The sequence below is a fragment of the Kosakonia sp. Marseille-Q7440 genome (assembly GCF_965119485.1).
Map to the genome: position 1 here is coordinate 2,127,427 of NZ_CBCPLT010000001.1, position 17,508 is coordinate 2,144,934.

Sequence of the window (17,508 nt, forward strand, 5' to 3'; positions counted from 1 at the left end):
CTTATTCATCATTGAGCGTGACGATTTTGCCCCAGATATTCTGATCGTCGAAGCGGCCGTTGAGAAATTCGGCCTCTCTCTGGCAGCCTTCGAGGGTAAAGCCGTTACGCTCTGCGACGCGGTTACTGGCCTCGTTAGCAACCCGGCATTTGATGACAAAGCGGCGGATATCGCCGCGTTCGGCGTAAAAGCGCATCATCGCCTGCATCGCGCGGGACAAAATCCCCTGCCCCTGCGCCGCTTCATCCAGCCAGTAGCCGATGTAGGCCGCTTTGTTGGTCGGCTCGATGGCATTGAGGGAGAGAACACCGACCAGCAGGTGATCGTGCAGGATCAGGAACATCTTCGCGTAACCGCGCTGATGTAACAGCCGGTTGCTCTGGGCGGTTTTACGGGTGGTCTCAATGGATGTGACATACTGCGGCCAGTCGAGATAGCGCTGTAAGCTGTCGCGGTTTTTGACAATCAACTGGTGAAGATCGTGAACAAAGCACTCATCAATCATTTCGAGCGTGAGTTGCTCGTCAACCTTAATCACCGCATCCGGGCAAGTCGGTTCCTGTAACATCGTTCCTCCTGAAAAACATCGCCCCCATTAGGGGGCGATTAAAAAGCTTAGCGCATGATGCGGTCATCTACGTAGTTCCGCTTCTCCGGCGCGGGTGGGAAGTATTGGTAGAGCCAGGTTTCGCTGATCGCCTCGCCCTGGCAGCGCAGGAACATGCGCATCTCTACCGGGTCGGTCGACGCATTGGTCGGATACCAGTCGAACTGAATGCGATAACCGTCAAACGGCTCGACGTAGAGGATCTCCACCTGTTTCGCTTCCCCGTTTGAGAGCGTAATCACCGGCTCAATCCCTTTCGGCGCGGCGGCTTTCAGATCGCCGCCGACAAAATCGATGGCGAAACGACGCGCCCACTTCTCCGGATAGTGCTCGCCCGGCGCCCAGCCTTCCGGGAAGCCGCCCATGCCGGTTCGCGTTGCATAGACGTTTGCCAGCGGTGAGCGCACCGGCGGCTGTGCGCTCCAGTAGAGGCGATACTCAAAGGCCAGCTCGTCGCCGGCTTTAATCGGTTTTTCCGGCTGCCAGAAGCAGACCACGTTATCCAGCGTTTCGCCGGTGGTCGGGATCTCCATCAGGCTCACCGCGCCTTTGCCCCACTTATTGCGCGGCTCTACCCACAGGCTCGGGCGTTTGTTGTACCAGCCCATCACATCCTGATAGTGGCTGAAATCGCGGTCGAGCTGCAGCAGGCCGAAGCCTTTCGGGTTCTCATCCTGGAAAGCATTGAATTGCAGCTTTTGCGGGTTATTCAGCGGGCGGCAGATCCACTCGCCGTTGCCGCGCCACATCGCCAGGCGGTCGGAGTCGTGGATCTGCGGGTGGATGGTATCGCAGACGCGGCGCTCGTTATTGCCGCAGCTGAACATACTGGTCATCGGCGCGATGCCCAGTTGCTTGATCGCCTTACGGGCGTAGAGGCGGTTATCCACCTCCATGATTACCTGGCTCTTCTCGCAGTGGATAACGAACTTATAGGCGCCGGTCAGGCTGGCGCTGTCGAGCAGCGCGTAGACGGTAAAGGTGGTATCGCCCGGCTTCGCCGTTTCGAACCAGAACGAGGTGAAGTCCGGGAACTCTTCCGGCGTATCGGTAAAGGTGTCAATCGCCACGCCGCGCGCGGAGAGGCCGTACTGGAAGGTGTCATCTACCGCGCGGAAATAGCTCGCGCCGAGGAACGAGACAACGTCGCGGCGCGCCAGCTCCGGGGCTTTGAAGGCGCGGAAACCGGCAAAGCCGAGATCGCTCTGCCCTTCAAGCTGTTTGGTGTCAACGCCCGCGTCGTGATAGTTGAACAGCTCCGGGCGGAAGTGAATTTCACGCGCCTGGTGGGTCGCCTGATCCAGCGAGAACATGCGCACGCGGCGGCGAAAACCCATGCCGACATGGAAGAACTGCACATCCAGCTGGCGGCCTTCAACGTTATTCCATAACGAGTGCTGCGCATCATACTGAATGCTGTTATAGGCTTGCGGCGTCAGGTTAGCCAGCGTCGGCGGCAGCGCTTTCGGCGCGCCTCCCCATGGCTGTTCGGCCAGATCGTGCGCCATAGATTGCAGCACGGAGAAGTCGAAACGGCGGCTTTGACCATCGGCGATGTCGGTCTGCGCTGCAGATGCCGCTCGCGAGAAGAGCGAGGCAACGCCAGTGGTGCCGTAAGTTGCCGCGAGGGCCATGGATGCTTGAATAAATCGTCTGCGGTTCATGCCTGGTAACACGTCCTTCTGGTCGTAAAATGGCATTTCGCGATATCGCGAAACAGCGGCAAAAGCGTATGACTGATGAAGGCACCACTCTAGACAAAATTCATTGAGAATCCAATTGTTGGCCGCTGATTATCTGAGCAAATCGCGAAATTTTCCCAGGCTTTAGGAGCAGCCTGAAAACTATGTAAAGATCTGTTTGCCACTAAAGCCAAACACTTCCCTTGTGTGTTCTCATTCCAGGCATAGCTACTCGTAATCGGGGGCAACGTCCCGTTTTATTGAAATATCTTCAGGAAAGCCAGGCGCAACAATGTCGTTACGCCATACCGGAGTCGAGAGAGTTAAAAGCCAAAGACCGGACTGTATTCGGGAGCATATTTTTCTTTTCTGAGTTGCGCATAGAAATCCAGCAACTCGGCTTTCGAGTTAATCTGAATAACATATCCGGCAGGATGAATAAATATGGGTCTATCAGCAATATCAAAACCAGGGCTGAAAGGATTACCCGTTTCATCATTGTGCCAGACGAGTTTCCCCCCCTTATATCCCTCATTCGCTATTTCTCTGTTTAATGCCTGAACAATAGTCATACCAAAAAAATGCAAGTTGCCCATGTTGGCATCCTCACCCTGGCCGGGTAAGGCTTTTGGTTTGAGAAAATCCTGTTTGAAATTCCCCCGCAGGGCTTTTGGTGATGATGTTAATGGCCGGACATTAACCGATTGGTTAACATTTGGAATGATAGAAAATAAATCATAATCTGCGGTGATGGGCCTGGAGTCAGCATAATCACTACCAGATTCAGGTGGGTTGGTCATTACCCGCACAGGATTGGATTTATCATCAAACACCTGTCCATCGCTGTTGATAATAAACTCCTGGCGTCCACTGGGATAGTCAGCGTAATAATGACCATTACCCATCTCCGTTAAGTTTCCGGTGCTGATGAGCTCATTTATACGGTATTTGCTGATTTTTAAATCAATGGCTAAAGCGCCTTTTTTTACCGCCGAGGCGATATAATCACTCTGTTTATGGTGAGAAGACGGCGAAATTTTGGAATAAACCGGCTTTTCCGCAATAAATCCTGCTGTCGGTCCAGTCTGACTTGATTTCGCTTTAATATGAAAATTTTTCGAAGGATAACCTTCGCTTAATAGCGTCCTACCCAAAGGATTGGGCATTCTGATCCCGAGCACCACATTGTATTTCATCGCCACACGCTTAAACGCATCGGCGTAGAGTAAATCGGTTATGGTTGTATGCCTGCCAGCGGTCAGGTGACTATCCCCTTGATCTTCATTAACGTCCTCTGAACGCTGCGCGTGCAGATTTTTTTTTGCCATGTACGCAAACATAGGTTACTCCGCATAAATGGAAGAAGGTTGCTTTTTAAGCATAGTGTTTTTTGGCACTGAAGAGGGAAAGCGTGAACGCTTGTGATGTACAAGGCTTGGCGATGGCTGTCGCCGATGAGACTTCGTAAAAAAGGATCCGCGCCGGGCGCTTGCTGCGCCCATTTGCAGTGAGCATTAAAATGGGGGCCAGTTACTGGCTAAGGCAACATGAATCAGAGGTTAAAGCCGCCTGGTTGGCGGCCTTTCGTGAAGGTTTATTAGGCGGGAAAAGAGCCTGACAGGGTAGCTGTATGCGCATGCATTTTTATGCAAATGAGAGCAAAAATCTGACTTTGCCCTGTCAAAGCAGCCCGCAACGGCGTTTGCTGCGCTCTTCAGCCTGTTGATAAAGGGCAAACTCATCAAGCACCGGGCAGCCGAGCGCGGCTTCAAACTGCTGCTGGCTGGCGTTGCCATGGCTGCGCGCCTGGGTAGCATTCCCGAGATTGGACTGAAAAATCCCGGCGGCGCTGACAGGTAGGAAGTCTTCATAGATGATGGGCTGCGCCACGACCCAGCCGCGCTCAATCAGCGGCTGCGGATCGTCACCGGGGCGAATCGCCTGGCGGTGCGCCTCCCCGGTCGGCGTCAGGCGATAGCGGAACCAGGCCAGCCCCTGCTTGCGCAGCAGCATCTCGCTGTCGGGAAAGGCTTTAAACACCTCCTGCAAATGGAGCTGATGCGTGAGATTATCTTTGCCCGTCCCGGCGCTGTTCAGCAGCCGGTCGTAAAGTTCGCGCCCTTTCTGCGTCAGTGCGACGCCGCGCTGCTCAATCTCACCAAAGCGCGCCGTGTGGGTACCGTGATGCTCGCCGCTGAACAGCACCGGCTCATCAAGAGCTTTAAAACTGGTCTGGCGCAGCAGGATTGGCACTTCGCGGCGCGGCGGCCCTTCGATGAGGATTTTTGGCTCAATGCCGTACTCCGGCATCAGCGCCTGCACCCGGTCGATATCCAGCGTGCGCGGGGTTAAGTGGTTGATATGACAGCCGGGGAAACAAACTACATCGGCAATTAAGCGATGCTCGTCATGCAGCGCCTGATAGGTTTTTTCATCGACGGTGGCATGGCGATGCCAGCGGAACGTCTCCAGCGCCTCTTTGACAAACAGTTGCGCCTGCTGAGTGGTAAAGCCGCCGTTCAGTTCATGCACTTCAATCAGTTGCCGACAGGCGGGCGTGAAGATGTCGCGCTTCGAAAGAATCGCGGCCGCCCGGTCGCGCAGCGTCTCGTTTTCAATCAACTCCAGGCGTAATAGCGAGGTGAAGATACGAAACGGATTGCGTGAGAGCGCCTCATCGTCAATCGGACGAAAGGCGGTGGAGTGAACCGGCACGCCTGCCTGGGAGAGGTCGTAATAGCTGACCGGGAACATCCCCATAATCGCAAACATGCGCCGCAGGGTGGAGAGCTCCTCCGCGCTGCCGACGCGGATCGCGCCGTGGCGCTCGACGTTCAGCCTGGCAAGCTCATCGGCATTCACCAGCTGTTCGTGAAGACGTGGATTGTGTTCCAGTACAGCCATGTTCACATCAGCCACAAGCTCCAGCAAGGTGCCATACTGCGGGACTTCCTGCTGGTACATGGCCGACATCGCCTGTGAAAATTGTTCCCTGATCTCATCTGCCGTGATGCTGTACGTCATAGTCTTCTCTCTCCACGCTATTATCTCTGGAGTGTAGAGAAGCCTGCACGCGCCCGTGCGGGGAAATTTACAAAGTGTGATCGTGGCAAAAAACGCGCCTCTTCCGTTCGTATTCGAACATAACAAAAGATTATGGAACGCAGCGCGGACAAAACCCTGGAAACATGCTGGTTTCGTCACATTGCGGGCAGAATGTGTTTGTAACTCAAAAGGATTGGATGTTAATAATATTTTGCAAACTGGTTATCAAAATTAAACAAATCTGCGAGCCACCTTCGCCACTCGGTTTTAACATTATCTTATGGAAAAAAACGCTCTCTTTTCACAGCGCATCCGACTGCGCCACCTGCATACTTTCGTCGCGGTCGCGCAACAAGGAACATTGGGTCGCGCTGCTGAAACACTCAACCTGAGCCAGCCTGCTCTCTCAAAGACCTTAAATGAACTTGAACAGCTTACCGGCAAACGGCTGTTTGAGCGTGGACGCATGGGCGCGCAGCTTACCCACGTTGGCGAGCAGTTTTTAAGCCATGCGGTGCGGGTGCTGGACGCGGTCAATATTGCCGGGCAGTCGTTAAGCGATCAGGAAGAGAAAAATTGTGAGTTGATTCGCGTCGGCGCGCTTCCCACAGCGGCGCTGGGTATTTTACCGGCCGTGATTGGCCAACTGCACAAGCAGCAGCCAGATATCACTATTCAGGTGGCGACCGCTAATAACCCGATGTTGCTGGCCGGGCTGAAGACCGGCGAGCTGGATGTCGGTATCGGACGCATGTCCGATCCTGACCTGATGTGCGGCTTACACTATGAACTGCTGTTTCTGGAGTCGCTTGAACTGGTGGTGCGCCCGCGCCACCCGCTGTTGCAGAGCACCGTCACCCTGAGCCGGGTGCTGGAGTGGCCGGTGGTGGTTCTGCCGCAGGGCACGGTGCCGCGACAGAACGCCGAGGAACTGCTCGCCAGCCAGAATTGCACCCTGCCGACAGGCTGTATTGAAACTCTCTCAGCCTCCCTTTCGCGGCAGTTGACCGTCGAATATGACTATGTCTGGTTTGTCCCCTCTGGCGCGGTGAAAGACGATCTGCGCCTTGGCTCCCTGGTGGCGCTGCCTATTCCACCGCTGGGCATCGGCGATCCGATTGGTATTATCACCCGCGTCGACGCCCCGCTCTCACCGGCGGCGCTCACCTTAATCAGCTATATCCGTAAAACGCTGCCCGATTGATGCTTCTCTGCTCTAAATTCGCTGTGAAAGAGGCTTGTTTACCTTTACCTGAAACCAATCTTAAACAAACATTTCAGCACGAGGACGCCAGCGAAAGGCGCTGATAGACTCAAAGGTACTCACGACAGCAAGAGGAAGATCATTGTTATGCAATATGATGAACAGCAGCTTATCAATGGGCTTTTTCAGCGCCTGAAACAGGCTGAACAACAAAACGGCCAGCGCGATGCGCAAGCCGAGCGCCAGATTGCCGAACTGGTCAGGCAGCAGCCGGCTGCGCCCTACTATATGGCGCAATCGATGCTGATCCAGGAAGCGGCATTAAAACGCATGCAGGCGCGTGTGCAGGAGCTGGAAAATCAGCTGGCGCAGCAGCAGAGCCAGCACTCATCCGGCGGCGGCAGCTTCCTCAGCGGTCTGTTTGGCGGTAATAAAAACCAGCCTGTTCAGCCCGCGCAAAACTGGGGCGCGCCGCCGGTGCAACAACAACCGCAGCAGTATGCTTCCCAGCCACCTACTGCGTCGCGCGGGAGCGGATTTATGGCGGGCGCGCTACAAACCGCTGCGGGCGTGGCAGGCGGTGTGGTGATCGCCGATATGCTGACCAGTATGTTTCACCACTCCCAGCCGCAAGAGATCGTTAATATCATCGAAGAGCCAGCGGCCGCCGCAAGCGACGTCACGCAAAATGATGCGTTTAATTCCGATGCATTTAATAACGCTTCCGACACGCACTTTCTCGACAATAGCGATCCTTACCAGGCAGACAGCGTCAGCGATTATCAAAATGATGATTTCGGCAGTGACGATTTCAGTAACGATGACGACAGCTTTATTTAACGCTTAAATCACTTCCTGCGCCGGATAGCACCGCAGCTATCCGGCCTGTTTCAGCGCCATATCGCGTAGATCCAGCCCATCACTCCCCTCTCCGCTTTCCCTACCAGATCCAGTAGTCTGCGCAAAGTGCATCATATATTGATGCTACGCTACGCAGCACTCACACCAGGTGGGTTCAAAAAAACACCATCATATGCTGAATATGGAGAAGGGAATGTTCGCAAAAACAATTGCTCGATCGCTGGCAGTTGCCGCCTGCTTGTTTGCGCTGTCGGCGTGTGACGATAAAAAAGCAGATGAGCCTCAACAAGCCTCGCAAAGCTCGGCAGAACAAGCTGAGATCACAAAATATAACTCTTATATTGAGGCGGCTAATATGTCCTCCTCCTCATTTGGTGAGCAACTGGATCAGTATAAAAAATATATTGCTCCTGCCTTCTCCGGAGAAAAGTCGCGGAGCGATCTCTTCTTCCCCGGTTCTGACACCACCATCCCTCGCGTCAAGGATCTGTTAGATAAAGCCCACGCGATGGAGCCAGCGATGAAAGATCTCGATGACTCGGCCACTCGCTATAGCGAAGCGCTGGGGCAGGCTGAACCCGTCAACCGCGAACTCTATAACTACATCAACTCCAAAACCTATAAAAGCGACAACGGTGACAAAGGCCGCGAATTGCAGCCGAAGTTTATTAGTGCAATGGAGAAACTGGTTGTCGCGCAGGCAGATTTCTTAAATGCCATTGATAAAAAAGACCGCGAGCGTATTAAAGCCGAATACGAGAAAACGCCGAAAGACACCGCTGCTTATTACCGCATCGGCTCTATCTACTACCTGAAAGAGAGCATGGATGCCGCCAGTGGCTTTATTAATGGCGAAGGTTTAGGTGATAAAAAGGACGCTTTCAAGAAATCACTGGATCAGTTCAACGAAGCGCTGACTGCTTATGACGCCAAAATGCGTGAGAGCAATAAAAAAGGGTGTTCAAGCCTGATCTTCACCGCTAACTCCTATCTCTCTACCGGTCGTGATGTGATTAGTCATACCGAAGATGGCACCTACGAAAAAGAGGCGAATGAGCCGAAGCAGTTCCACATGATGCAATCCACGCAGGGAAATGATGTTCGCGATCTGATGCAGCATTACAACAACGTCATCAACGCGATCAATATCGGCACCTGCTAAGTTGCTGTTTGCTTGAATGACAAAATAAAAGAGGCCGGATAATCCGGCCTCTTTTTTTATCTCAACATTTATCTCAACGTCAGAAGGTTTCCCAGTTATCACCGCTCGCCAGTGCCGGTCGCTGCGGGGTAAACGGTTTTGCCGTCGGCGTGGCGCTGTTCTGGCGCTGCGCCTCTGCGCCGTTCAGCCGGAATGCACCGACCGCCTGGGTCAGACGCGCGGCCTGCTCTTCCAGCGACGTAGCTGCGGCTGTGGCTTCCTCAACCAGCGAGGCGTTCTGCTGCGTCACATTATCCATTTCGGTGATCGCCTGGCTTACCTGCGTGATGCCTTTGCTCTGCTCATCCGATGCGGCGGCAATCTCCAGCATGATATCGGTGACGCGTTTAACGGCGGTCACGATCTCATCCATCGTTTCCCCGGCGGAAACCACTTCGCCGGAGCCCTGCTCAATCAGGCTGACGGACTCGCTGATCAACGCTTCGATCTCTTTCGCCGCCTGAGCACTGCGGCTTGCCAAAGTACGTACTTCGCTGGCAACGACGGCAAAGCCGCGACCCTGCTCACCGGCGCGCGCGGCTTCCACCGCCGCGTTGAGCGCCAGGATATTGGTCTGGAAGGCGATGCTGTTGATCACGGCGGTAATTTCAGAGATTTTGCGCGAACTGGTGGTGATATTGCCCATTGTCTGCACGACGCCGGAGACAATCTGGCCGCCTTTCGTCGCTTTGCCTGACGCGTCGCGCGCCAGACCGCTGGCGTGATGCGCGTTATCCGCGTTCTGCTTCACGGTCGCGGTAAGCTGCTCCATGCTGGCGGCGGTCTCTTCAATCGCGGCCGCTTGCTGCTCGGTACGCGAAGAGAGATCGGTGTTACCGGCGGAGATTTCGCTGGTACCGCGATAGATCTCTTCCGCCCCCTGGCGCACGGTGGCGACGGTAGTAACCAGTGAGTGCTGCATGGCTTGTAAGTCGTGGCTCAGACGCCCAATCTCGCTGCGGCCTGTTGGTTCGTCCGGCAGCGTCAGATCGCCGGAGGCGATACGTGAAATACGCTGGGCAGCGCGTTGCAGCGGATTAATGACCACACGACGCAGTACGGTAAAGGTGATGATGGTCAGCACCAGTGCAAAAGCAAACGCGGCGGCCATAAAGATCAGGCCAAGCTGTGTGCGGCTGTGGGCTTCCTCTTTCAGGTGCTGCGCGCGCTCGGTGCGGATCTCAATCGCTTTCAACAATACGGCGTTGTAGGCGTCATCCAGCTGGCGCGCCTGCTCGCTTTCATGGTTGATAATCGCTTCAAACATGCCGTTTTTGGCATATTTCAGCATGGGTTGCAGCCCGGCGGTGTAGGCGTCAAAACGGGCAGTGAGATCGTTATCCAGCGTCAGGTCGGCCTCGGTTTTCACCGGGCGGTCCATATATTGTTTAAAGTTTTCCTGCGACTGTTTAATGCGCTTTTCCGCTTCGGCGATGTTGGTTTTTACATCTTCCATTTCGGCGATACGGCTTGCAGCACCTGCGTGAATCAATTTAATTCGGGCGACGCGAAGGTTGTTGGAGCTGTTAGATAATCCCATGCGCACCTGGATCTCCTGCGTCACATCCTGCTGATCGCGGTCGGCCTGCATCAGGAAGTAACCTGCTAATCCGGAACTTAAGGCAAATAGCACCAAAATGCCGGAAAGGATAAAGGAAAAAAGGGGAACCAGGCGAATATTGTGCATAAAACCAATGCCTTGTGTTTGTTGCATTGCTGCTTTGTTATCCATGGCGTCGACTCTCGTATTAGTCTGCTAAGTACAAAGGAATGATATATAGGCATCGGCAATAATTGGATTTTTCTTATGGTGAAAAGCGCAACGGCGGTCACAGATTTGGAGTTTGGTTGCGCCAGCGGAGGGCCCGCTGGCGCGAAGGGAGATTACTTTTCGCCGAAATGGATAACGGTGCGGATCGATTTACCTTCATGCATCAGATCGAAGGCTTCGTTAATTTTGTCCAGCGGCAAACGATGGGTGATAAACGGGTCGAGACGGATTTTGCCCGCCATCGCATCTTCCACCATGCCCGGCAGCTGGCTGCGGCCTTTGACGCCGCCGAATGCGGAACCGCGCCACACGCGACCGGTAACCAGCTGGAACGGACGGGTGCTGATCTCCTGGCCTGCGCCCGCAACGCCGATAATGACGCTTTCGCCCCAGCCTTTATGGCAGCACTCAAGCGCTGCGCGCATAACGTTGACGTTGCCGATACACTCAAAGCTGTAGTCAACGCCGCCATCGGTCATTTCCACAATCACTTCCTGAATCGGGCGATCGTGATCTTTCGGGTTGATAAAGTCGGTCGCGCCCATCTCTTTCGCCAGCGCGAATTTATCCGGGTTGGTATCGATAGCCAGGATGCGACCCGCTTTTGCCTGTACCGCGCCCTGAATGGCCGCAAGCCCGATACCGCCGAGGCCAAAGATGGCAACCGTATCGCCCTCTTTCACTTTCGCCGTGTTGTGCACCGCGCCAATACCAGTGGTAACGCCGCAACCCAGCAGGCAGACCTTATCCAGCGGCGCTTCCTCGTTGACTTTCGCCAGCGAGATCTCAGCACAAACGGTGTATTCGCTGAAGGTGCTGGTACCCATGTAGTGATAAATCGGCTCGCCGTTATAGGAGAAACGGGTGGTGCCGTCCGGCATCAGACCTTTACCTTGCGTGGCGCGCACGGCCTGGCAGAGGTTGGTTTTGCCCGATTTACAGAATTTGCACTCGCCGCACTCGGCGGTATACAGAGGAATAACATGATCGCCCGGCTTCAGGCTGGTGACGCCCTCGCCCACTTCCACAACGATGCCGCCGCCTTCATGGCCGAGCACCGCCGGGAAAACGCCTTCCGGATCGTCACCGGAAAGGGTAAAGGCATCGGTATGGCAAACACCGGTGTGCGTAATGCGTACCAGCACTTCCCCTTTTTTCGGTGGCGCAACGTCGATTTCGACAATTTTGAGGGGTTGGCCTGGCCCGAAGGCTACAGCTGCACGTGATTTCATCTCGCTTTCCTTTTATGTATACGGTGTTGCTTATTTTAGATAAGAGCGTAGCAGATGGCCGACTTCTGCCATCCGCACTGCGCGTTGATCGGCGGTGGTCTCGCCGGCGACCAGCTCATCTTTCAGGTGAATTTCAACCATTTCGCCCATCAGGCCGTTGGCTGCGCCGCGCACGGCGGCGATTTGTTGCAAAATTGCGATGCAGGGTTCGCCGTTTTCCAGCGCCCGCTCCAGCGCGTCAACCTGGCCGCGAATACGCCGCACCCGCGTCAGCACGCGTTTTTTATCTTCAGGTGAATGGGGCATAGAACCTCCTGGATACTATAGGGGGGTATGGTAACTTAGCGGCGATGGTCATGCAAACAAACGTTAGAGGAAGAAAAAGAGTATGGCTGTAAAAGCGCTGGCGGGGTAAATGCGTTAATTATCCTGCTCGTCGATTGACCCACTGAGGGATTAATTATGAATTGATATCTCGATAGCATCACAAAAGATAATAGTTAAAGGGGACTTTTCGCCTGCCAGTGAAATAACCATATATTAACTCAGGTTATTAATTTCGCATGGCACTGTTCCCGTTAGCATGTTTCAGCGCACAACTTAGCGTAAAAATTTTTAAATATTATTCTCGTTTAGCATATTGAACTTAAATTAACGTTTCGCTTAGGTTCTTTCTATATTGTTTGCTAAGATTCTTCCTGGCGAATGAGTAGATATTATGTAAGGAAGATGTATGCGCTGGAATATTACGGATATGTTAGTTTCCCCTGCCACGGGTACGGCATTTGCTTTAGCCAGGACACAGCAGGACAAAGCGGTGATCGTCTGGTACCGGGGCCACTATTTCCTGCGCCCGGGGAATATATTAGTTACTGATTCAAAAGGAATTATCATGGATGGCAGAATGCATGAATTCAAAGTTATCCATACCATGCCCTATTTCCCCACCATCTGGAAAACTTTAAAAAATAGTTGCTCATGTCCAGGGAATGATAATATTTCTTTGCGCGAATGTGATAAACAAAACGAATGCTTATTTCCGCTGTGCCCCTATGGCATAAAACTTTCGACCTAGGCGCTTTCGCAGTGGATATATTATATTTCACCATAAGAATATATCGATCATTTTATAACCCGGCAAGATAATCCCCACCGGGCATTATTTTAACGTTTTAAAGGTTGTCCGGCCGTTTCACGGGCGCGCATCACGGTGATGAAGGTGATTAACGCAGCCCCCATGACATAGAAGGCGGGTGAAAACTTATCGCCTGTCGACGTGATAAGCCACGCGGAGAACCACGGCGTGATGCCGCCAAAGAAGGCCACGGCAAAGTTATAGGCAATCGACAGGCCGCCGTAGCGCACGTTGGTAGGAAAGAGCTCCGCCATCGCTGCCGTGCATGCGCCATCAAACGCTGCGATAAACGCGCCGAGCATCACCATCGCCAGCACCGCTGAGAGCACATCGCCGTTCGCCATGATCATCATCGCCGGGTAACTCAGCAGAATAAACCCCGCACAACCCGCCAGCATCAGCGGCTTACGTCCGTACTTGTCAGAGAGATAACCCATAAATGGCACCAATACCGCAACGGAGAAGAGACCGATAGTGGTGATGGCGTAGGCATTAAGTTTGCTGAAATGCAGCTCAGTGGCGAGGTAGCTTGGCATAAACGTCTGGAGCGTCCAGTGCCCTACCGCTTTGATCACCACAAACCCGACACAGAAGAGCAGCGCGCGCCAGGCGGTCGTCACTGCTTTGCGCAGCGGCGCGGTTTCAATCTGCCCGCTTTTCATCGCCTCAAGAAACTCCGGCGAATCTTCCAGATGCCTGCGCAGATAGAGCCCGACCCAGCCGAGCGGCCCGGCAATCAGGAAAGGAATGCGCCAGCCCCAGTCGTTCATGGTGCTTTCACCCAGCGCGGCGGTGAGCAAGAACACCAGCCCGGAGCCGACAACGAAGGCCATAAAGCCAAAGTTGTCGATCCAGCAGGTGAAATAACCGCGTCTGGCGGTCGGTGCGTACTCTGCCAGATAGGTTGTTGCGCCCGAGCTTTCACCGCCTGCGGCAAAGCCCTGCACCAGGCGGGTGATGACCAGCAGTACCGTGGCGGTAATGCCAATCTGGTGATAGGTCGGCAGCAGCCCCATGACAAACGTTGCGCCCGAGGTGAGCAAAATCACCGTCGCCAGCACCTTCTGTCGGCCTTTACGATCGCCCAACGAGCCGAAGAACAGTCCACCGAGCGGGCGCATGATAAACCCGGCGCCAAATACCGCGAACGAGGAGAGCAGCGCAACGCTGGGGCTGGAGGATTGAAAAAATTGCAGGCCGATAATTGCCGCCAGCGTGCCGTAGAGGCCGAAGTCGAACCACTCCACAAAGTGACCGATGCCGGTGGCGAGCAGAACTTTACGTAATTTGCGCGATCCGCCGGCCTGCGCATCGGCAGCCACCCGGTCGAGTGATTCCTGTACTGGCTGTGTCATTTGCCTCTCCCGCTCTCGATAGTGTTTCTATAATAGATATACTATCTACACTGCTTGTTCGAATTTCGCCCACAGGCGATGATAGAAAATGTGATTTCTCCCCAGCTTTTTCTTACAAAAATCAGGCGGGATCACAGCATTCTGGGGCAAGTTACGCAAAAACGGTTAAGGAATTTCGCAGGATATGCAGCCCGGTCACGGATGTCACCGGGCAGAAGGCGTTATCGTTCGCGCTTTTTCGGCATCATGCGCAGCAGCGTATTGTCTTTGAAAATGTAATGGTGCAGCAGTGCGGCGGCGGCATGCAGGCCAACAATAAAGTAACCGAGCGTGGCGAGGAGTTCGTGGTACTCCTTAAGCGTGTCGACCAGATCGAAATTAGCCTCGGCGGCGTGGGGCATCGGCAGGCCAAAGGCGATCCACGGGCCGCCGCGGTTATACATCATCAGCAGGCCAAGCAGCGGCAAGGCGATAAACAGCAGATAAATCGCCAGATGCCCGAGGTGCGCCAGCCCGGTCATCATCGCGGAGGGTTTAGGCGCAATAGGCGGTGCCGGATGTTTTAGCCGCACCAGTAACCGCGCAACCATCAGCACGAGAACAGAGATACCGCATGAGACGTGGACAATATTGAAATATGGCCGGTAACTGCGCGGCGCAAACCCGCGAAACTCCATGGCGCAGTATGCGCCGACGACCAGCAGCACCACCAACCAGTGGATGGCGATCTGCGGGCCTGAATAGTTGCTACGCATATGAAACCCCTGAAAGAACGAACCGGCTTTCAACATAACGGGGTTTCCTTAAAAATTCATTAACTTTTCTGTATCACTTTTCAGCCACTTAGCGCTTACGCGGCGCGCGTGGTTTACGCAATAAAAACCGACAACGCAATACTGAATAAGCACAAAACATAAGGAGCCTGTGTGGATAAGCTGACGCCGCAAACACTACTGAGTTTAATGGAGGACGCCGTCGCGCGCGCCACCACCTTTTCCGTCTGGCCGCAGGGCGAAGCGCCCGGCGCGAAGGTCAGCCCGGTACAGTTTCAGCTGGAAACAGAGCATACCGGCCCCTCGCCTTTCGATCGCTCGGTGACCGGCGTGCGGGCACCGGAAATCACCGTTTATGCGCCACAGCACCCCAACGGTGTCGGCATTCTGGTGACGCCCGGCGGCTCTTACCGCCGTGTGGTGCTGGATAAAGAGGGCAGCGCCCTCGCGCCCTTCTTTAATGAACGCGGTTATACCCTGTTTGTGATGACCTACCGCTTCCCAGGCGATGGTCATGCCGAGGGAGCAGACGCGCCGCTGGCGGATGTGCAGCGGGCAATGCGCCTTATCCGCGCGCAGGCGGAGCGCTGGCAGCTTGACGGCGACAAACTCGGCGTGATGGGCTTTTCCGCTGGCGGCCACGCGGCGGCGAGTCTCGGCACGCGTTACCACGATTCGGTCTATACACCAATGGACGCCATCGATGAGCAGAGCGCGCGCCCGGCGTTTATGGCGCTGGTCTACCCGGTGATCACCATGCATGCCGATATCGATCACCCGATGTCGCGCCAGCAGCTAATTGGCGATACGCCCGATGAGGCGCAGATCCGCCGCTACTCTGCCGAGGAGCAGGTCAACAGCCAGACGCCGCCAACCTTTTTGCTGCATGCGGTCGACGATCCGGCGGTAAAAGTGGAAAACAGCGTGGTGATGTTCTCCGCGCTGCGCCGCCTCGGCGTGCCGGTGGAGATGCATCTGTTTGAGCAGGGAAAACATGGGTTTGGTATTCGCGATGCGCTGGGCTTACCGGTTGCCGTCTGGCCGGAGTTGATGATGGCGTGGATCGAAAGCAAGGTGTGAAAACGCCCCCGCCCGCTGCGGGGGCGCTGTGATCAGGATTGCAGGTAGACCACCTGGGTTTGCAGATATTCATTCAGGCCGTGGCGACCATCCGCGCCGCCAATGCCCGATTTGCGCCAGCCAGCGTGAAAACCCTGCATCGCTTCAAAATTCTCGCGGTTGATGTAGGTTTCGCCAAACTTCAGCCCGCGCACCGCTTTCATCGCCTGGTTGAGATCGCGGGTGTAGATCGAAGAAGTGAGGCCATAGTCGCTGTCATTGGCCATCGCCAGCGCCTCATCAAGCGTGTCGAACGCCACCACCGGCAGCACCGGGCCAAAGGTCTCCTCATGCATGATCGCCATCTCCTGCTTGACATCCAGCAGCAGCGTCGGCGGATAGAAGTACCCTTTTCCTGCAACTTTTTCGCCGCCGAGGACAACTCGCGCCCCTTCGGCGACGGCGTGCGCCACCTTCTCTTCCACTCGCTGCAAGGCCGCGGCGTTGATAAGCGGCCCCATCGCAATGTCGTTGCGCTGCGCCGGATCGCCAAATTGCACCGCTTTCATCGCTTCGCCGAGGCGGTTGACGAAGCGATCGTAAATGCCCTTCTGCACATAGACGCGCTCGGCGCAGTTACACACCTGTCCGGTGTTGATCACTCTGGAGTCAACAATTGCTTTCACCGCCAGCTCAAGGTCGGCATCGTCGAGCACAATCGCTGGTGCTTTACCGCCCAGCTCCAGGCACACTTTGGTGATATTTTTCGCCGCCGCCGCCATGATCTTCTCCCCCGCGCCAACGCTGCCGGTCATGCTGACCATCGCCACTTTCGGGTTACCCGCCAGCTCCTGACCGACGGTTTCGCCGCGCCCGAGCACAAGGTTGAAGACCCCTTTAGGTAAGCCAACCTGCTCAACGATTTTGGCGAATGCGATGGCGTTACTCGGGGTAAACTCGCTGGGTTTGATCACAATGGTGTTGCCGGTAATCAGCGCGGGCGCCATTTTGCGGGCGATAAGAAAGAACGGGAAGTTCCACGGCAGGATGCCGGTAGTCACGCCCAGCGCACGTTTAAAGACAAAGATATTCTCGTTCGGGCGGTCGCTTTGCAGGATCTCCCCTTCGTAACGGCGCGCCCACTCGGCCATATAGTCGATGTAATCGGCGGTAAAGGAGACTTCGACATCGGCGAGCTGCTGGATTTTGCCCCCTTCGGCGACAATCAGCGCGCTAATTTCGCTGGCGTTGTCACGAATGCCAGCGGCAATTTTACGCAGCCAGCCTGCACGCTCAATGGCGGGCAGCGCTTCCCAGCCGGGCTGAGCCCGCTCGGCGGCCTCGATGGCCTGGCGAGCATCCTCAGCGCGCCCGTCGGGAATACGTGCGAGAACCTCTTCCGTTGCCGGGTTGACCACATCAAGCCAGCCTTCGCCCTGCCAGCTGACAAATTGCCCATCAATAAACATCGGGTGTTGTACGGGTGCTGTCATGATCTGCTCCTGTAATGGCATTGTTTTTAAAAAGCTAACGCGTTGTTAAAAATCTATCGCCGCAATGGGCGATGCCGAGGCTCAGGAGCA

15 protein-coding genes are annotated in these 17,508 nt (G+C 55.0%); 5 read left to right on the forward strand and 10 right to left on the reverse strand.

The features are described 5' to 3' along the window. Window position 1 precedes the first annotated feature (1 nt). The 4 genes from rimL to hglS all read right to left on the reverse strand — a co-directional run bounded on the left by rimL (window position 2) and on the right by hglS (window position 5,313). The gene (gene rimL / locus ACWPW2_RS09850) at window positions 2-568 is read right to left on the reverse strand and encodes a 50S ribosomal protein L7/L12-serine acetyltransferase (RefSeq protein WP_454122752.1); all 567 of its coding nucleotides are present in this window, start codon (window positions 566-568) and stop codon (window positions 2-4) included. 47 nt (window positions 569-615) lie between these two features. Next, window positions 616-2,271 (reverse strand): glucan biosynthesis protein D, encoded by a 1,656-nt coding sequence (locus tag ACWPW2_RS09855; protein ID WP_023478908.1) that lies wholly within the window; start codon window positions 2,269-2,271, stop codon window positions 616-618. Window positions 2,272-2,612: 341 nt separating this feature from the next. Continuing rightward, complete coding sequence (locus ACWPW2_RS09860; RefSeq protein WP_454122755.1) at window positions 2,613-3,629, reverse strand: anthrax toxin-like adenylyl cyclase domain-containing protein; 1,017 nt, start codon at window positions 3,627-3,629, stop codon at window positions 2,613-2,615. Between the two features lie 340 nt (window positions 3,630-3,969). Continuing rightward, complete coding sequence (gene hglS / locus ACWPW2_RS09865) at window positions 3,970-5,313, reverse strand: 2-oxoadipate dioxygenase/decarboxylase HglS (protein ID WP_454122757.1); 1,344 nt, start codon at window positions 5,311-5,313, stop codon at window positions 3,970-3,972. 301 nt (window positions 5,314-5,614) lie between these two features. Here hglS and ACWPW2_RS09870 point away from each other — a divergent pair, with 301 nt between their 5' ends. The 3 genes from ACWPW2_RS09870 to ACWPW2_RS09880 all read left to right on the forward strand — a co-directional run bounded on the left by ACWPW2_RS09870 (window position 5,615) and on the right by ACWPW2_RS09880 (window position 8,561). Continuing rightward, window positions 5,615-6,538, forward strand: coding sequence for a LysR substrate-binding domain-containing protein (locus tag ACWPW2_RS09870; protein ID WP_454122759.1), 924 nt, complete (start codon window positions 5,615-5,617; stop codon window positions 6,536-6,538). A gap of 147 nt (window positions 6,539-6,685) precedes the next feature. Further along, complete coding sequence (locus ACWPW2_RS09875; protein WP_279793446.1) at window positions 6,686-7,378, forward strand: DUF2076 domain-containing protein; 693 nt, start codon at window positions 6,686-6,688, stop codon at window positions 7,376-7,378. 193 nt (window positions 7,379-7,571) lie between these two features. Beyond that, complete coding sequence (locus ACWPW2_RS09880; protein ID WP_454122762.1) at window positions 7,572-8,561, forward strand: YiiG family protein; 990 nt, start codon at window positions 7,572-7,574, stop codon at window positions 8,559-8,561. Window positions 8,562-8,640: 79 nt separating this feature from the next. Here ACWPW2_RS09880 and ACWPW2_RS09885 read toward each other — a convergent pair whose 3' ends face one another. From ACWPW2_RS09885 to ACWPW2_RS09895, 3 genes are all read right to left on the reverse strand, one after another. Then, complete coding sequence (locus ACWPW2_RS09885) at window positions 8,641-10,332, reverse strand: methyl-accepting chemotaxis protein (protein ID WP_023478833.1); 1,692 nt, start codon at window positions 10,330-10,332, stop codon at window positions 8,641-8,643. Window positions 10,333-10,484: 152 nt separating this feature from the next. Next, window positions 10,485-11,603 (reverse strand): S-(hydroxymethyl)glutathione dehydrogenase/class III alcohol dehydrogenase, encoded by a 1,119-nt coding sequence (locus ACWPW2_RS09890; protein ID WP_023478640.1) that lies wholly within the window; start codon window positions 11,601-11,603, stop codon window positions 10,485-10,487. Between the two features lie 30 nt (window positions 11,604-11,633). Further along, the gene (locus ACWPW2_RS09895; protein ID WP_023478742.1) at window positions 11,634-11,909 is read right to left on the reverse strand and encodes a metal/formaldehyde-sensitive transcriptional repressor; all 276 of its coding nucleotides are present in this window, start codon (window positions 11,907-11,909) and stop codon (window positions 11,634-11,636) included. 427 nt (window positions 11,910-12,336) lie between these two features. Here ACWPW2_RS09895 and ACWPW2_RS09900 point away from each other — a divergent pair, with 427 nt between their 5' ends. Further along, a complete protein-coding gene (locus tag ACWPW2_RS09900; RefSeq protein ID WP_023478609.1) occupies window positions 12,337-12,678 on the forward strand; it encodes a hypothetical protein in 342 nt (113 codons plus the stop codon). A gap of 89 nt (window positions 12,679-12,767) precedes the next feature. On the opposite strand, the gene ACWPW2_RS09905 is transcribed toward ACWPW2_RS09900, so the two are convergent. Continuing rightward, window positions 12,768-14,093 (reverse strand): MFS transporter, encoded by a 1,326-nt coding sequence (locus ACWPW2_RS09905; protein WP_076769880.1) that lies wholly within the window; start codon window positions 14,091-14,093, stop codon window positions 12,768-12,770. 221 nt (window positions 14,094-14,314) lie between these two features. Further along, entirely contained in the window at window positions 14,315-14,848 is a 534-nt protein-coding gene (cybB, locus tag ACWPW2_RS09910; RefSeq protein ID WP_023478751.1) for a cytochrome b561, read from the reverse strand. 207 nt (window positions 14,849-15,055) lie between these two features. Between cybB and ACWPW2_RS09915 the strand changes: the two genes are divergently transcribed. Further along, window positions 15,056-15,946, forward strand: a complete 891-nt coding sequence (locus ACWPW2_RS09915; RefSeq protein ID WP_454123625.1) for an alpha/beta hydrolase — start codon at window positions 15,056-15,058, stop codon at window positions 15,944-15,946. A gap of 32 nt (window positions 15,947-15,978) precedes the next feature. Here the strand turns inward: ACWPW2_RS09915 and aldA are convergent, their stop codons facing one another. Then, window positions 15,979-17,418: an aldehyde dehydrogenase gene (gene aldA / locus ACWPW2_RS09920; RefSeq protein ID WP_270220958.1), complete on the reverse strand. Its 1,440-nt coding sequence runs from the start codon at window positions 17,416-17,418 to the stop codon at window positions 15,979-15,981. Window positions 17,419-17,508 lie beyond the last annotated feature (90 nt).

Excerpts from the sequence above, each read along its gene's own strand:
- rimL (WP_454122752.1), bottom strand. The coding sequence starts at position 568 with ATGTTACAGGAACCGACTTGCCCGGATGCGGTGATTAAGGTTGACGAG.
- ACWPW2_RS09855 (WP_023478908.1), bottom strand. The coding sequence starts at position 2,271 with ATGAACCGCAGACGATTTATTCAAGCATCCATGGCCCTCGCGGCAACT.
- ACWPW2_RS09860 (WP_454122755.1), bottom strand. The coding sequence starts at position 3,629 with ATGTTTGCGTACATGGCAAAAAAAAATCTGCACGCGCAGCGTTCAGAG.
- hglS (WP_454122757.1), bottom strand. The coding sequence starts at position 5,313 with ATGACGTACAGCATCACGGCAGATGAGATCAGGGAACAATTTTCACAG.
- ACWPW2_RS09870 (WP_454122759.1), top strand. The coding sequence starts at position 5,615 with ATGGAAAAAAACGCTCTCTTTTCACAGCGCATCCGACTGCGCCACCTG.
- ACWPW2_RS09875 (WP_279793446.1), top strand. The coding sequence starts at position 6,686 with ATGCAATATGATGAACAGCAGCTTATCAATGGGCTTTTTCAGCGCCTG.
- ACWPW2_RS09880 (WP_454122762.1), top strand. The coding sequence starts at position 7,572 with ATGCTGAATATGGAGAAGGGAATGTTCGCAAAAACAATTGCTCGATCG.
- ACWPW2_RS09885 (WP_023478833.1), bottom strand. The coding sequence starts at position 10,332 with ATGGATAACAAAGCAGCAATGCAACAAACACAAGGCATTGGTTTTATG.
- ACWPW2_RS09890 (WP_023478640.1), bottom strand. The coding sequence starts at position 11,603 with ATGAAATCACGTGCAGCTGTAGCCTTCGGGCCAGGCCAACCCCTCAAA.
- ACWPW2_RS09895 (WP_023478742.1), bottom strand. The coding sequence starts at position 11,909 with ATGCCCCATTCACCTGAAGATAAAAAACGCGTGCTGACGCGGGTGCGG.
- ACWPW2_RS09900 (WP_023478609.1), top strand. The coding sequence starts at position 12,337 with ATGCGCTGGAATATTACGGATATGTTAGTTTCCCCTGCCACGGGTACG.
- ACWPW2_RS09905 (WP_076769880.1), bottom strand. The coding sequence starts at position 14,093 with ATGACACAGCCAGTACAGGAATCACTCGACCGGGTGGCTGCCGATGCG.
- cybB (WP_023478751.1), bottom strand. The coding sequence starts at position 14,848 with ATGCGTAGCAACTATTCAGGCCCGCAGATCGCCATCCACTGGTTGGTG.
- ACWPW2_RS09915 (WP_454123625.1), top strand. The coding sequence starts at position 15,056 with ATGGAGGACGCCGTCGCGCGCGCCACCACCTTTTCCGTCTGGCCGCAG.
- aldA (WP_270220958.1), bottom strand. The coding sequence starts at position 17,418 with ATGACAGCACCCGTACAACACCCGATGTTTATTGATGGGCAATTTGTC.